Genomic DNA, 13,903 nt, shown 5'->3' on the forward strand with positions numbered 1-13,903 from the left:
CTTGAACGCAAAAATAACATAACACATACCTCAAGTAAATGAAAGTAGGTAGACGAAGTTTAATTTGGAAAAGAGCAAGGAGTTTATAAGGCGAGGAGCGGAGCGTACATTTAGTACGTGAGCACCGCAGAACTTATAAAACGACGTAGCCAATTTTGCAAATTAAACGAGTATACCATTATGCCCCCAATTTATTACATAAAAGACGGTAATCTAAGCTTTGCAGATAAAGTAATCTTATCTGATTTAGAACTTTATTTATACAAAGGTGATAAGATTTGTCTTATAGGACGTAACGGCTGCGGAAAATCAAGCTTAATGAAAGTAATATCAGGGGATTATGAACTAGATAACGGCGAACTATTTCAAGATCCTGCAATTACAACCGGCTATTTAAGACAAGATATTTCTATAAAAACTAATCTAACTGTTTACGATTTTATCTTACAACAAACAGATAGTACAAAAGAAATAGATAAATACCAAATCGATATAATTCTAGAAAAATTACAAATCAACGGAACAGATAACTTATCAACCTATTCAGGCGGTCAGCTTAGAAGAGCAAGCCTTGCTAAAGCTTTAATATTAGAGCCGGAAATATTACTACTTGATGAACCTACCAATCATCTAGATATTGAAACGATTGAGTGGCTAGAAGAATTTGTTAAATCTTATAACGGTGCTATTATTTGCGTTAGTCATGATAGAACATTTCTCTCAAATGTTACTAATAAAATTTGGTGGCTTGATAGAGGGATTTTGCGTAAATCCGATAAAGGATTTAAATTTTTTGATGAATGGCAAAATGTTATAATAGAGCAAGAAGAAGCAGCTCTTCGGAAATTAAATAAAAAACTATCTCAAGAGAATGAATGGTTAAATGCCGGTGTTACGGCTAGACGTAAGCGGAATCAAAAGAGACTTGCGGAGTTGAAAGCTTTAAGAGTAATAACAAGAGAACAGACTGAAAAACTAGCTAGTTCAAAACAAAGAGTTAGGGCAGAGCTTGCCGAAAATATAGCTAAAAGTAAATTCATTATTGAAGCAGATAATATTAGTTTCAGCTATAAAAATACTAAAATCATTGATAATTTCAGTTTTCGTGTAAAAAAAGGCGAAAAAATCGGCATAATTGGTGCAAATGGCTCAGGCAAATCTACTTTTATCAAATTACTGACAAAACAACTTACACCTGACTTAGGTAAAATTATATATGGCGGTAATTTAGATATTTCATATTTTGATCAACATAGAGAAAAACTAAACTTTAATCATACATTACAACAAACTTTATGTCCTACAGGCGGTGATCAAGTATTTTTACCAAATGGTCAAACCATGCATGTTGCCGGTTATTTAAAACAATTCATGTTTAATCCTAAACTACTTAATGCAAAAACCGCTATTCTATCAGGCGGCGAAGCTAATAGATTATTACTTGCAAAAATTCTAATTAACCCTGGAAATCTGTTAATTTTAGATGAACCAACCAATGATCTTGATATGGATAGTTTAGAAATTTTACTAGATATACTTGCAGATTATTCAGGCACTTTAATCGTAGTTAGCCATGATCGTGACTTCTTAGATAGGTTAGTTACTAGAACTTTAGTTTTCGCTCAAGGTAAAATTCATGATTTAACAAGAGGTTATGAAGATTATAAACAGTATTTTACCACGACTCCTATAGTGAAAAAACTTTCAAAACCCTTCCCCTTAATTCCTCAAAAACCTATAAATAAAAAGCTATCTTATAAATATCAGCGTTTACTTGAAACATTGCCCAACGATATTGAAAAGCTAGAAATATCCATCAAACACTTAGAAAAAGAACTTGAAGATGTTAATCTGTATTTAGATAATCCTACAAAATATAATCACATTACTAATCAATTAATTAATGATAAAAAGAAACTAGACGAGTTATTAAATCAATGGCTAGAAATACAAAATTAATTTTTGTTAAAATTTTCTTGACTTAATTATTAATTTTTGTTAACGTTTCGTGGATGATGGTACACACATAAAAGGTTATTGTGAGTAAAATTACGAATAAAGAATACCCACAAAAAGAAAAAACAGCTGATCTTCAAGCACTTAATGATATCAAAGCTATTCTTGCTCAAATTACCGCTACTAATAATCCTGCAGAGTTAAGTAGATTAGTAAGTGCAGCTCGAAATATTAAATCTGATAGTTCTTTTATTAATGATATAGCAGAAAAAGTAGAGGCTATAGCATTAAAAAAGCAAGAACTAGTAGAAAGCCAACTTAATTCTGACATTACTCAAAAAGAGCTAGAACAGTTAGAAAAACAAAGAGAACGGGAAGAAGCAATAATACAATATAAAATGGAAGCTGCAAGACAAATTCAGGAACTTAATGCTATTCACGATAGATTTACGAGCAAATTAGAAGAATATAAAAAATTATCTCCTCCTATAGAAACAATGGTTAAAACAAACGAAAAGGGAGAAGAGATAATCGATGAACAGGAGATTAATAAAAATATTTTAACTAAAGAAGAAATAGAAGAGCGTAGGCAAAAACTTGCAGAACTTAAAGAGGAGCAAGAAGAAGTAAATATAATAGTTAAAAAAACTAATGAAGAAAAAGAGATTATAGAAAAAGAGATTAATGATTTAACTGAGAAATTAAAAGATAAAAATTTATTACCTGAACAAATTAAAGAATTAGAAGAGAATTTAAAAGTAAAGAAAGAAAATCTAGCAGTTAAAAACACTGTAGTAAAAGAAGCTAGAAAAGTTCAAAAACACGTTCAAGAAAAAATAGAAAGTGTTAAGGTATTTCATCAAGAAAACCAAGAAAAAATAAATAAGCTTGGAGATGCTATAGAGAAATCAAAAAATACTCTAGATCCTAACAAATATCAAGAATTTAAACAGAAGCATTCTTTACTCAATAACCAACAGGAAGCAATAGTCAATAATAAAAATTTAAGCAGTGAAGATCAAGATATACGTAAAAATATATGTAGTAAAATTAATAGTCAACGTGAAGCAAATAGTATAAAAGATTCTTTAAATAACCCAATAGCTACCACAAAAAATCACCAAGTTGAGCAAAGTAATCAAGTTCAACAAAAAAAACAAAATAACGTGTGGATAAGATAAAATTTAACAAATAAAATATAGGAGAAAATATGAGTAAACAAAGTAATGATATGGAGACATTAGCAGCATTACAAAGAATTAAAGCTAAAGCAACAACTTTATCAAAGGAAATAAAATCTAAACCTATTACAAGTATGGTAACTACCGGAACACCACATTTAACAGTCGATCAGACCTCTAATCAAATGAATAATGATTATGAAGATCAGCAAACAAAACTTGCCGGCAAAAGTGCTAAAAAAGGTGGATGTGAAATAATGTAACATTCTAAGAGCTGTAACTATATAGTTGCAGCTTTTGTATCATTTTGAATTAAGCTTGAAAGACCTATTGCCTGTATTTTTTCTGACAATTTAAAGCTAATATCACCTGGGAATATTATATTAATTTGATCAAGTTTTAAATCTTCTAAGGATATTTGCATTGATTTTGTAATACTCGGCGTATTTGTATATTTAATTTCAAAACCTAAACGTTTACCATTTTTAAAAATTAAAAGATCTATTTCTGCTCCGTTATGAGATGACCAAAAATAGCATTCCTCAGCCTCAGCTTTATAGTATCTAATAATTTGTTCTAAAGCAAACCCCTCCCATGATGCACCGATTTTAGGATTAGTATTTAATGCTTCATAACTATGTAACCCTAATAAAGTGTGATATATTCCGCTATCTCTAAAAAAAATTTTAGGAGTTTTAACCTGTCTTTTCTTAAGATTTTCATACCAAGGCTGCAAAACACGGATCATAAAAGTTCCTTCTAAAATATCTAAATAATGCTTTGCGGTATGATATGAGATAGATAAAGAATTTCCAAGTTCTGAAGCATTAAATATATTAGCGTGATAATGGCAAAGCATTAACCAGAACCTACGTAACCGCATAGACGGAATTGTAAAACCTAAATTTGGTATATCTCTTTCTAAAAATGTTTTAATATAATTTTGACGCCATAAAGTACTTAACTCTTCATCATCTGCAAGATATGATAAAGGAAATCCGCCGCGTACCTATAATTTTTGAGTGTCTAACACCTCAGATAAGGCAAACGGTGTCATTTCAATATAGCCTATCCTACCGGCCAGCGTTTCAGAACCTTGTTTAATTAAGTCTCTCGATGCACTGCCTAGTACTAAAATTTAATATCAGTTGTATCAACAAGAAATCTTAAAATAGGAAATAGATTCGGTTTATACTGAATTTCATCGATAATAACAAATCCTTTTAGATCAGATAAAGCAAGCATCGGTTCATTTAATCTTGCTAAATCTAAGGGATTTTCAAGGTCAAAAATATTGATTTTAGAAATATTATAAGCTTCTGCGAATTGTTTAGAAAGGGTAGTTTTTCCGCACTGTCTTGGTCCTAACAAAGCACAAACTTTATGAGTTTTAAAATGTTTTATTATTGATGAAAGGAATTGTTTTCTAAGCATTTAAACTAGTATACTCCGAAGTAAGATGAAGTAGACGAAGGTCAATTTCAAAAAGAGCAAGGAGTTCACAAGGCGAGGATCGGAGCGTATACTTTATACGTGAGAACCGTAACTCTTGTAGAACGAAAACGCCAATTTTTGAAATTCACCGAGTATACCATGAAAATTAGAAATTAAGCTTCTAATTTTCAGTATAAAAAGAAAAAGTGATAAAGTCAAAAAGCTTTTTCTCGTTCTGCAACTATAATCTCATGTATTTTTTTAAGCGTCTGGTCGAAATCATCGTTAGTAATTACATAATCATACTCATTAGCATGTGACATTTCGTTTTGTGCCGACTGCATACGTAATTTTATTGCTTCTTCATTATCGGTCGCTCTATTTCTTAAGCGTTGTTCCAGTATTTCAATACTAGGAGGCAATATAAATATAGCAACAACATTAGTAGCATTTTTCTTAATGCTCTTTGCTCCTTGCCAATCAATATCAAACAAAACGTCCAAGCCTTGATTTAATAACATTTCGACATATTCTTTAGGCGTACCGTAATAATTATCGTATATTTTAGCATATTCAAGAAATTTATTCTGCTTAACTAATTCTTCAAATTCTAGCTTGGTCTTAAAGTAATAGTTTATGCCCTCTACTTCTCCTAAACGTGGTTTTCTTGTAGTTGCCGAAATAGATAAACGCAAATTATTATCTATTTTCAATAATGCTTTAGCTAAACTTGACTTACCCGTACCTGAAGGGGAAGATAAAATTATAATCAGTCCTTTATTTTTTATTGTCATATTTTATGTTTTATTTCGTAGGTACAGCATATTTCAGAAATATTCAGACAAGATGAATTTAAATGCAAGCCTGCAAAAGCAGTAGATAAACTACGTGAGTACAGCCAAATCCTACAAAATTCGCTTGCATCAAGCTTTACGAATTATGTCGTACTTTTCTTTTTATTACCTCATCCATAGTACAATTAAAGTATTTTGCTATTTTTAAGATTGTATCTATTTCAGGATTGAATTCACGATTAGCTTCCGCTCTCATAATTCTACTAACAGTCGTATAAGGGATATTAGTGACTTCGGCAAGATATTTACGATCTATCTTTTCTTGTTTTAATTTTTCTTCTAAAAATTCTTTCACTTTAGTCGCAAGTGCCATATTAATAACCTCTGAATAAATAAAGGATAGATATATACAAAGTTTGACGAGTATTACCAACCTTGTTACATAAAGCCTACTCAATGTCATCCCCGCATAGGTGGAGCTTTGTTGTATGGCTCAAAAAACGCCCTCGACGTCATACCGTGGCTTGTCCACGGTATCCAGAAAAATAACTAAAAATATCAATAATATTGATATTTTTAACTGGATCCCGTGAATAAATCACGGGATGACAGGAAGAAATCGAGCCATGCAATAACACGGGTATTACCAAACATTTTTTATAATTATAGGTAATTTATAAGACCTTATAATTACCAAATCAAATCTAATATTATAATTTCTATATTTAGAATTGCTACTTAAAAACATTTCAGCAGCCCTAGTAATTCTTCTTTGCTGATTGAAAGATACAAATCTATCATCAATTTTAGAGCTTCTTGCTTTGACTTCAATAAAAACAATTTCTTTATTACGTAACGCAATAATATCTATTTCACCAACATAATAACGTTTTCTATGATGCAGTATTTGATAAAATTTTAATTTATAGATTATTTACAAATATATTCGGCAATAATACCGAAATAACCCTTTTTCATTATTCCTTAGGCAATAATATTTGTACAAATTCCGTTTTAGATAGATCAGCTGCTACATTTACCATAACATCATGTTCCGTAACTTTAGACACATAACCCACTAAAATACCTGCAGGATAAATATTACCGTGTCCGGAGGTTACTATCTCCTCATCTTTTTGTACTAAATGATTGTTAGGCAAGTATAAAATTTTACTATTATTATTATTACCTGCTAAAATACCTTGTTCTCTTGAAGAATTAGCTTTAATAGGTATTCTAGAATTAACATCGCTAATTAACATTACTTTAGCATAATTATTACTCACTTCTATTACTTTTCCTATTAATTTTCCTGAATTAACAACGATTTGATCAGGTTCAATGCCTTGCTTTTTACCTGCCGAAATCAAAGCGGTTCTAGAAAAGGGATTAAAAGAAACACTAAGTAATTTAGTAGTAATGTATTCAAATTCTTCTTCCTCAGCAATCGTTAACAAATCTTTTAATGCAATATTTTCGGCTCTTACCGATTCTACCTCACTTTGCAAATGTTGTAATCTTGCTATCTCAAGTTTAAGTTCTATATTTTTTCGTTCTAAATCTTGAAAATAAACAAATTTTTGTGTTATTGAATTTATATATTCAAATATATCTTCATAAACTGCTAAACCGGTTGATACTATACTACCGGTTACCTCAAGTGATATACTAGATATTTTTTTAGGCGTAGTAAAAAACAAATATACAGACAATCCAAGCCCAAATATAACAAAAAAACGCTTAAGAGTATTTGATATTATTCTTATTAATTCTAATGAATTTGAAGAATTTTTTACTCTATTTGCAAGTATTGCCATTTTTAATCCTGTTTAAATAGTACATGTTTTAGCTTTGTAAAATCTTCAAGTATTTTTCCTGTTCCAAGTGCCACGCAAGAGAGGGCGTCATCTGCAACTATCACAGGCAATTTAGTGGCTTCACTAAGAACAAAATCAAGATTTCGTAATAATGAGCCGCCGCCTGTTAAAACAATTCCCTTATCAACTATATCCGAAGATAACTCAGGAGGGGTTGCTTCTAGTGCTACTTTTACCGCTTCAACAATTTGACTTACCGGTTCAATTAGACTATCAGCAATTTGTCTTTCGTTCAATATCATTTCTTTAGGAATACCGTAAATTAAATCACGTCCTTTAATTTCCATTTTTCTCGGTTCAGCGTTTTCATCTACATAAGCCGTACCTATTTCTTGCTTTATCTTTTCAGCAGTAGCCTCACCTATCAATAGGTTATAGTGCCTCCTTATATATGAGATAATAGCTTCATCCATCTTATCACCGCCGACTCTTACCGACCTTGCATATACTATGCCCCCTAGTGATAAAACTGCAACTTCCGTAGTGCCTCCTCCAATATCAACAATCATCGAACCGGTCGCTTCCGTTACGGGTAGCCCTGCTCCGATCGCTGCCGCCATAGGTTCTTCAATTAAATAGACATCCCTACCCCCTGCACTTTCTGCTGCTTCTTGAATAGCACGACGCTCAACCGGCGTAGAACCGGAAGGTACACAAATAACAATTGTCGGGCCAAAAAAAGAGCGACGATTATGCACCATTCTAATAAAATACTTTATCATTTCCTCTGCACCCTTAAAATCAGCAATAACACCGTCTTTTAAAGGTCTTTTTGCTTCAATATCCGTAGGAGTACGCCCAAGCATCATTTTTGCTTCATGACCATAAGCATAAGGCACAAAAGCACCGTCTTTTTTTATTAAAGCAATAACAGAAGGTTCTCTTAGAACAATTCCACGACTTTTTTGATAGACAATAGTATTTGCCGTACCAAGATCTATGGCCATACCGGAAGAAAACCCTTCCAAAAATTTCATTATCATTTTATTTTTTCTCTCTAAATTCTAAAAACGCTTCTATGGAGCTGTTAATAAAATAAACAGTTCCATAGTAAATAAAAATTTAATTATAGACGAAGTCTAATTTGGAAAAAAGCAAGAAGCCTCGGAATTTTTGACCGCAGCGTAGGATACTACGTGAGGATCAAAAATGAGAAGCGACGCAGCCAATTTTTCAAATTAAACGAGTATATATTAAATCTCCTTATAATGTAAAATAATAAAGTTACTAATAAAAAATATTAGCATACTAGGCAATAAAATAGCAGCAATTAAAGATAAATTATTATAAGTAAGTATTTTTAATAATATTTCTGATAACGAATATGCTATAAAACCTGAAAATAAACCTAATATCAGTATTTTTTCTTGGGAATTATCACGCTGTTTAAGACTAATAAAACAACTTGCTAAAATTACGGTTGCCATCATCATTATAGGCTTAAATAATTGCTTGTAATAATAAATTTGATAATTAATAGCCGGTAAACCTGAATTTAATAATTCATTAATTAATTTAGGTAAAGCCCAAATAGAAACCATTTCAGGACGAATAAATTTATTTACTAAACTATTAATTGATAAATTTGTCTGTATAGTTAAATTGTTATAAGTCTTAGTTTCCTCTTTTGTAAAAACCTTAACTCTATTTAAATGTAACATTTTATTTTCAATAATACCGTATAAGGCATCAATTCTCTTTAAAAAAGAATTATTACTATCAACAAATAAAATTGTAATATTATTTAATTTTTTCTCAGCAATATTAATAAATTGTGTTTGAATAATTTGATTTTCATCTTTTAAAGATTCAAAAAATAATAAACCTGATTTAGATATTATCCCCTCACTCAAAGTTTTTTTAGTTAGTTTTGCCTCTAATAACTCATATTTTTGTAAGCCTATAGTACCGATAGGATTCAATATAGTCGTAAAAACTATACCTAAAATTAAAGTTACAATACATGGAATAACAAGCACTTGCCAAATATGAATACCGCTAGATAACATAGCCGTTAATTCATTATTTTTTGTTAGATTTCTAAGAAAAAATAACATAGAGGTAAAACTAATTAACGAAGATACTTGACCTAGTAAATAAGGAATCTTATATAAAATAAGTCGCCAAAAAAAACTAAAAGGAACATAAATATTTTTGAATTTTTGTAAAAGATCAAAAATATTTGAGATGATTAATAGCCCAATTAAAAGAAATAATATAATAAAGAAACACTTAGAATATAATTTAGTAAGATACCAAGAAAGTGTTTTTAGATTAATCATTATAAATTCAGTGCTAATACGAATTTAAACAAGAATTTGTGTGGTGGGGCTGGTAGGACTTGAACCTACGACCACACCGTTATGAGCGGCGTGCTCTAACCAACTGAGCTACAGCCCCTTTTCATTTGAAATTTATATAATTATTATGCAATTAAGTCTAGTAAAATTTTTATATTTTTGAGGTATTGTCTAAAAAACAGGGCAATGTGGATCAGTTTTTTCGTCATTGCGAGCAACTAAAGGCATTGTTGCATGGCTCACTTATGTCATTCCCGCGTGGCATTGTTGCGTGGATATCTAATCGTCATTGCGAGGAGCGAAGCTTTGCTGCAATCCAGAAAAAATAATAAAAAAATTCTGTAAATCAGAATTTTTAACTGGATTGCTTCGTCGAATTACTACGTAATTCTTCTCGCAATGAGGGAAAAGCAGATCCACGCAACCAATGCTTTCCCGCCGTTGCTGGAATGACATAAAGAGTATTTACCGGCCTACACAGGACAGGAATGACATAACAGGTTATAAATAAAAAAAGACCGAGTAGTAAACTCGACCTTTTAAACTACTAAATAATAAATTTAGTAAATAATTTTAGTGATGTACAACTGTTACAGCTCTACGATTATAAGCAAAAGCTTCTTCAGTATTACCCATCATAGCAGGTCTATCTTTACCGTAAGAGATTGTATTTAATCTGCTATGGTCGATTCCTTTATGAGCTAAGAATTTTTTCGCTGCTGCTGCTCTTCTTTCACCTAAACCTAAGTTATATTCTCTAGTACCTCTTTCATCGCAATGTCCTTCAACAGTAGCTTTTACTTCAGGATGCTTTGATAACCAGCAAGCTTGTCTCTCTAGTTCTTCTTTAGCCTTTGGTGATAAAGCAGAGCTATCAAAAGCAAACCATACTGCATTTCCTGCATGCTTCTCGAAATCTTTCATTAATGATGTTTCTTCGCCTTGATTCATCATACCGTCCATTTGAGGGACTCTTTTTTTTGTATTACAACCTGCAAGCACAAATAATGCAAGAAAAGCTAATGTAATTTTTGTTATTTTCATAATTAAACTCCTTGAGATTATAATTTATTAATATTGAATTCATTTTAGCTAGTTATAAAACTAACCAAAAGCTTATGTAAGTTAGTATATATCATTATTTTATTAGTTTAAAGGCTAAAATATTATAAAATGCAATTACTTCTGTATAAATGTGGTAAAAATATCATTTTTATAATATGAGTAGATATTTTGGATAAATAGTTAAATAAAGTTTAATGTAGAAAAGAGGAATCGATTTTGAAGCTTATAAACGGCAGCGTATATATAAATATATAATATGTGAGGATCAAGAAATATTAAACAACGAACGTAGCCAATTTTTGAAATTCTACCTAAGTATATTCACCATCTAATTAATGCACTGCCCCAAGTGAGCCCTGCACCGATAGCCGAGAATAGTAGAATATCGCCCTTTTTTATTTTACCTGATGCTTTGAGAGTACTCAAAGCAAGCGGAATAGAAGCCGCAGAGCAGTTAGCATGTTTTTCTACGGTTTTCACTACTTTATGCTCTTCTATATTTAATAGTTCAGCAAGTTTATTTATAATACGGATATTTGCTTGATGAGGTATGAAATAATCAATATCGCTTACACTGAATTGATTAGCATGTAGTAAATCTTCTATAGATTGTTGCATTTTTTCTATTGCATGACGAAATAATTTTTGCCCCTGCATAACTATCTTGCCACTAATACCATTCATACTTACACCACCGTTCGTGTATAATATTTCATAATCAGCCCCGCTTGAGAAGATATTACTATCTATTAAACCGGAATCATCACTACTACGCTGTAATATTACGCTACCGGCCCCATCACCGAATAAAACGCAAGTAGACCGATCACTCCAGTCTAATAATGACGTCATTTTCTCGGCTCCTATAAGCAAAACAGTTTTATATTTACCGGATGCAATAAGAGAATTCGCTACTTGTAAACCATAAACAAAGCCGGCACACACTGCTTGTAAATCAAAAGACGGTATATTAGTTAAACCAAGATAACCTTGAAGCTTAGAGGCGACTGAAGGGAAGCTATTATCCGGAGTAGTAGTACATGTAATAATTAAATCAATATCATTTACCGACACCCTCGCATCTGCTATAGCTTTTTCAGCTGATTTTAAAGCAAGATGGGAAGTATATTCTGTATCACCTGCTATATGACGCTGCGTAATACCCGTTCTTGTTCTAATCCATTCATCGTTAGTATCTACAAATTTTGCAAGCTCGTCATTACTAACTATTTTTGAAGGAAGATACCCGCCGGAGCCGATAATTTTACAGGTCATAAATTTTAGGTACTTAAGCTACTTCTTCTTCAGTTTCAATTTTCTTTGTTACTACTTGACGATTATTATAAGTACCGTCGACTAAAGAAACGTGATGCGGAAGTTTATATTCACCGGTTTGCGAGTCAACTATTACGTTAACTTTGCCAAGTGCTAAGTGCGAACGTCTCATATTACGTCTTGATTTTGATGTTTTCTTCTTTGGAACTGCCATTATTAGCCTCTCTAAATATAAATTAAAAAGTATTTGTCAAATTAGTGAAGCAGTATATTATAATCTTGTAATAAAATCTAGATAAAATTAAACTTATGAAAATTTTTATAACATACATTTTTAGTATATTAGCCTTTTTTTCCTTAAGCGGCTGCAAAACTATCGAAAATAGAGGACAATCCATAGATGAGTCGGCACTTGTAAAATTAGAGTCTAAAAAACTAAATAAAACAGAAGTCGTAGAGTTAATAGGTACACCTACTATGGTACCGGAATATTCCCAAAATACCTGGTATTATGTTGAAAGAGTTATGTCTCAAAGAGCTTGGCTCAATCCAAAAATTGAAAAGCAGAAGATAGTAAAAATTACGTTTGATGCTAATAATTTTATGCAGGAAGTAGTAGTAATCGACGATTCTCATAAACAAGATATAGAAATAGTCCGTGAATATACTAGGACATACGGAACGGAACTTAACGGACTACAAAAATTTGTTAAAAATTTAGGTAGATTCAATAAAACTACCGACGGAAATAAAAACAAAAGCAAGAATAAGAAGAAGAGATAAATACCTAAGTGTCATTGTGGTGGATCAAAAATCGTCATTGCGAGGAGCGGAGCGACGCGGCAATCTCATGAAATAAACTCCTGAGATTGCGGGCGTACAATTACTTACGTAATTTCCTCGCAACGACGGCTTTGGTATCCACGCAAGAACAACACCAACACCCATAAAACAAAAACTATCTAATATGATTTCGATATTTAGTAAATTAAAACAAAGTTTATCTAAAACTTCTAATAAAATATCGAAAGGTATCGACAAAATATTTTACAAGAAAAAATTAGATACAGAAACTCTAGAAGAGCTTGAAGAGCTGCTTATTGCAAGTGATATGAGCGTTTCGGTAGTAACTAATATTATTGAAGAGTTTAAAAAGGTAAAATTTGACAAAGAAATAGATAGTGATACAGTAAAAGAAGCCCTAGCTGAATTAATAGAGCAGCAGTTATCAAAATCAGAAATTCCTTTTACACTAAACGAAAATAAATTAAACGTAATTTTAGTTTGCGGTGTTAACGGAGCAGGTAAAACCACCACTATAGGTAAGCTTGCTGCAATGTACGGGATGCAAGGGAAAAAAGTAGCAGTTGCGGCCTGCGATACTTTTAGAGCGGCTGCCGTGAATCAGCTAAGCACTTGGGTAGATAGAGCAAATGCACTACTTATTACCGGTGAAGAATCGGCTGACCCTGCGAGTGTTGCTTACCGTGCTATGGAAGAGTCGATAAAACAAAATATCGATATACTTTTTATCGATACGGCAGGCAGGCTTCATAATAAGAAAAATTTGATGGATGAACTGTCTAAGATTGTAAAGGTTATAAAAAAACTAGACGAGAATGCTCCTACTCATAGCGTTTTAGTAATTGATGCTATTACAGGACAAAATACTTATAACCAAGTAGAACATTTTAATGATGCTACTAATTTGACGGGACTTATCGTGACTAAATTAGACGGTAGTGCTAAAGCCGGAGTGCTTGTCGGAGTGGTACAGAAATTTAATCTACCCGTATATTTTATCGGTATAGGCGAGAAGATAGAGGACTTAAAAATATTCAACCGACATGATTTTGCTAAAAGTTTGGTCGGGTTGTGAGGTTTTGCTGTGTGGATCGTTTTTTTCGTCTGAGCTACGGAAAAATTGAAAATTTTGACGAAGCAATCTCATGCCAAAGTCCTGAGATTGCCACGCACCTTTCAGTCGCTCACAATGACGATAGAATTAAAAATAAAATCTC

At 32.0% G+C, this 13,903-nt stretch carries 14 protein-coding genes, 1 tRNA gene and 2 pseudogenes; 6 read left to right on the forward strand and 11 right to left on the reverse strand.

Annotated features, from left to right (window positions below):
* Positions 1 to 180: 180 nt before the first annotated feature.
* The 3 genes from RF_RS06465 (at position 181) to RF_RS06475 (ending at position 3,400) form a co-directional block, all read left to right on the forward strand.
* A complete protein-coding gene (locus RF_RS06465) occupies positions 181 to 1,959 on the forward strand; it encodes an ABC-F family ATP-binding cassette domain-containing protein (RefSeq protein WP_039595191.1) in 1,779 nt (592 codons plus the stop codon).
* Between the two features lie 80 nt (positions 1,960 to 2,039).
* A complete protein-coding gene (locus tag RF_RS06470) occupies positions 2,040 to 3,137 on the forward strand; it encodes a hypothetical protein (RefSeq protein WP_011271527.1) in 1,098 nt (365 codons plus the stop codon).
* Between the two features lie 29 nt (positions 3,138 to 3,166).
* On the forward strand, positions 3,167 to 3,400 hold the full coding sequence (locus RF_RS06475; protein ID WP_039595190.1) for a hypothetical protein: 234 nt from the start codon (positions 3,167 to 3,169) through the stop codon (positions 3,398 to 3,400).
* A 17-nt stretch (positions 3,401 to 3,417) separates the two neighbouring features.
* Here the strand turns inward: RF_RS06475 and RF_RS06480 are convergent.
* The 8 genes and pseudogenes from RF_RS06480 to RF_RS06510 form a co-directional block, all read right to left on the reverse strand.
* Positions 3,418 to 4,571 (reverse strand): annotated as a pseudogene (locus RF_RS06480) (ATP-binding protein).
* A 215-nt stretch (positions 4,572 to 4,786) separates the two neighbouring features.
* Complete coding sequence (gene gmk, locus RF_RS06485; protein ID WP_011271530.1) at positions 4,787 to 5,365, reverse strand: guanylate kinase; 579 nt, start codon at positions 5,363 to 5,365, stop codon at positions 4,787 to 4,789.
* Between the two features lie 136 nt (positions 5,366 to 5,501).
* The gene (locus RF_RS06490; RefSeq protein WP_039595196.1) at positions 5,502 to 5,738 is read right to left on the reverse strand and encodes a helix-turn-helix transcriptional regulator; all 237 of its coding nucleotides are present in this window, start codon (positions 5,736 to 5,738) and stop codon (positions 5,502 to 5,504) included.
* Positions 5,739 to 6,008: 270 nt separating this feature from the next.
* Complete coding sequence (locus RF_RS09355) at positions 6,009 to 6,299, reverse strand: YraN family protein (RefSeq protein WP_143549717.1); 291 nt, start codon at positions 6,297 to 6,299, stop codon at positions 6,009 to 6,011.
* Positions 6,300 to 6,342: 43 nt separating this feature from the next.
* Positions 6,343 to 7,182, reverse strand: a complete 840-nt coding sequence (gene mreC / locus RF_RS06495) for a rod shape-determining protein MreC (protein ID WP_011271532.1) — start codon at positions 7,180 to 7,182, stop codon at positions 6,343 to 6,345.
* A gap of 2 nt (positions 7,183 to 7,184) precedes the next feature.
* Positions 7,185 to 8,225: a rod shape-determining protein gene (locus RF_RS06500; RefSeq protein ID WP_011271533.1), complete on the reverse strand. Its 1,041-nt coding sequence runs from the start codon at positions 8,223 to 8,225 to the stop codon at positions 7,185 to 7,187.
* A gap of 210 nt (positions 8,226 to 8,435) precedes the next feature.
* Positions 8,436 to 9,524, reverse strand: a complete 1,089-nt coding sequence (locus RF_RS06505; RefSeq protein ID WP_011271534.1) for an LptF/LptG family permease — start codon at positions 9,522 to 9,524, stop codon at positions 8,436 to 8,438.
* A gap of 41 nt (positions 9,525 to 9,565) precedes the next feature.
* Positions 9,566 to 9,642: transfer RNA gene (locus tag RF_RS06510), tRNA-Ile, on the reverse strand.
* Between the two features lie 222 nt (positions 9,643 to 9,864).
* On the opposite strand from RF_RS06510, the pseudogene RF_RS12080 reads away from it, so the two are divergent.
* Positions 9,865 to 9,952: pseudogene (locus RF_RS12080) on the forward strand (lytic transglycosylase domain-containing protein); the annotation flags it as partial.
* A gap of 163 nt (positions 9,953 to 10,115) precedes the next feature.
* On the opposite strand, the gene pal reads toward RF_RS12080, so the two are convergent.
* From pal to rpmF, 3 genes are all read right to left on the reverse strand, one after another.
* Complete coding sequence (pal, locus tag RF_RS06515) at positions 10,116 to 10,586, reverse strand: peptidoglycan-associated lipoprotein Pal (RefSeq protein ID WP_011271535.1); 471 nt, start codon at positions 10,584 to 10,586, stop codon at positions 10,116 to 10,118.
* 342 nt (positions 10,587 to 10,928) lie between these two features.
* The gene (locus tag RF_RS06520) at positions 10,929 to 11,882 is read right to left on the reverse strand and encodes a beta-ketoacyl-ACP synthase III (RefSeq protein WP_011271536.1); all 954 of its coding nucleotides are present in this window, start codon (positions 11,880 to 11,882) and stop codon (positions 10,929 to 10,931) included.
* Positions 11,883 to 11,895: 13 nt separating this feature from the next.
* Positions 11,896 to 12,096: a 50S ribosomal protein L32 gene (gene rpmF, locus RF_RS06525; RefSeq protein ID WP_008579275.1), complete on the reverse strand. Its 201-nt coding sequence runs from the start codon at positions 12,094 to 12,096 to the stop codon at positions 11,896 to 11,898.
* Between the two features lie 95 nt (positions 12,097 to 12,191).
* On the opposite strand from rpmF, the gene RF_RS06530 reads away from it, so the two are divergent.
* A complete protein-coding gene (locus RF_RS06530) occupies positions 12,192 to 12,665 on the forward strand; it encodes an outer membrane protein assembly factor BamE (RefSeq protein WP_011271537.1) in 474 nt (157 codons plus the stop codon).
* Between the two features lie 184 nt (positions 12,666 to 12,849).
* Positions 12,850 to 13,761 (forward strand): signal recognition particle-docking protein FtsY, encoded by a 912-nt coding sequence (gene ftsY, locus RF_RS06535; protein ID WP_011271538.1) that lies wholly within the window; start codon positions 12,850 to 12,852, stop codon positions 13,759 to 13,761.
* Positions 13,762 to 13,903 lie beyond the last annotated feature (142 nt).

The sequence above is a fragment of the Rickettsia felis URRWXCal2 genome (genome assembly GCA_000012145.1).
Classification (GTDB): Bacteria; Pseudomonadota; Alphaproteobacteria; order Rickettsiales; family Rickettsiaceae; genus Rickettsia; species Rickettsia felis.

Bases quoted from the DNA above. Each gene is read 5' to 3' on its own strand.
- RF_RS06465 (WP_039595191.1), top strand. From the start codon at position 181: ATGCCCCCAATTTATTACATAAAAGACGGTAATCTAAGCTTTGCAGAT.
- RF_RS06475 (WP_039595190.1), top strand. From the start codon at position 3,167: ATGAGTAAACAAAGTAATGATATGGAGACATTAGCAGCATTACAAAGA.
- gmk (WP_011271530.1), bottom strand. From the start codon at position 5,365: ATGACAATAAAAAATAAAGGACTGATTATAATTTTATCTTCCCCTTCA.
- RF_RS06490 (WP_039595196.1), bottom strand. From the start codon at position 5,738: ATGGCACTTGCGACTAAAGTGAAAGAATTTTTAGAAGAAAAATTAAAA.
- mreC (WP_011271532.1), bottom strand. From the start codon at position 7,182: ATGGCAATACTTGCAAATAGAGTAAAAAATTCTTCAAATTCATTAGAA.
- RF_RS06500 (WP_011271533.1), bottom strand. From the start codon at position 8,225: ATGATAATGAAATTTTTGGAAGGGTTTTCTTCCGGTATGGCCATAGAT.
- RF_RS06505 (WP_011271534.1), bottom strand. From the start codon at position 9,524: ATGATTAATCTAAAAACACTTTCTTGGTATCTTACTAAATTATATTCT.
- pal (WP_011271535.1), bottom strand. From the start codon at position 10,586: ATGAAAATAACAAAAATTACATTAGCTTTTCTTGCATTATTTGTGCTT.
- RF_RS06520 (WP_011271536.1), bottom strand. From the start codon at position 11,882: ATGACCTGTAAAATTATCGGCTCCGGCGGGTATCTTCCTTCAAAAATA.
- rpmF (WP_008579275.1), bottom strand. From the start codon at position 12,096: ATGGCAGTTCCAAAGAAGAAAACATCAAAATCAAGACGTAATATGAGA.
- RF_RS06530 (WP_011271537.1), top strand. From the start codon at position 12,192: ATGAAAATTTTTATAACATACATTTTTAGTATATTAGCCTTTTTTTCC.
- ftsY (WP_011271538.1), top strand. From the start codon at position 12,850: ATGATTTCGATATTTAGTAAATTAAAACAAAGTTTATCTAAAACTTCT.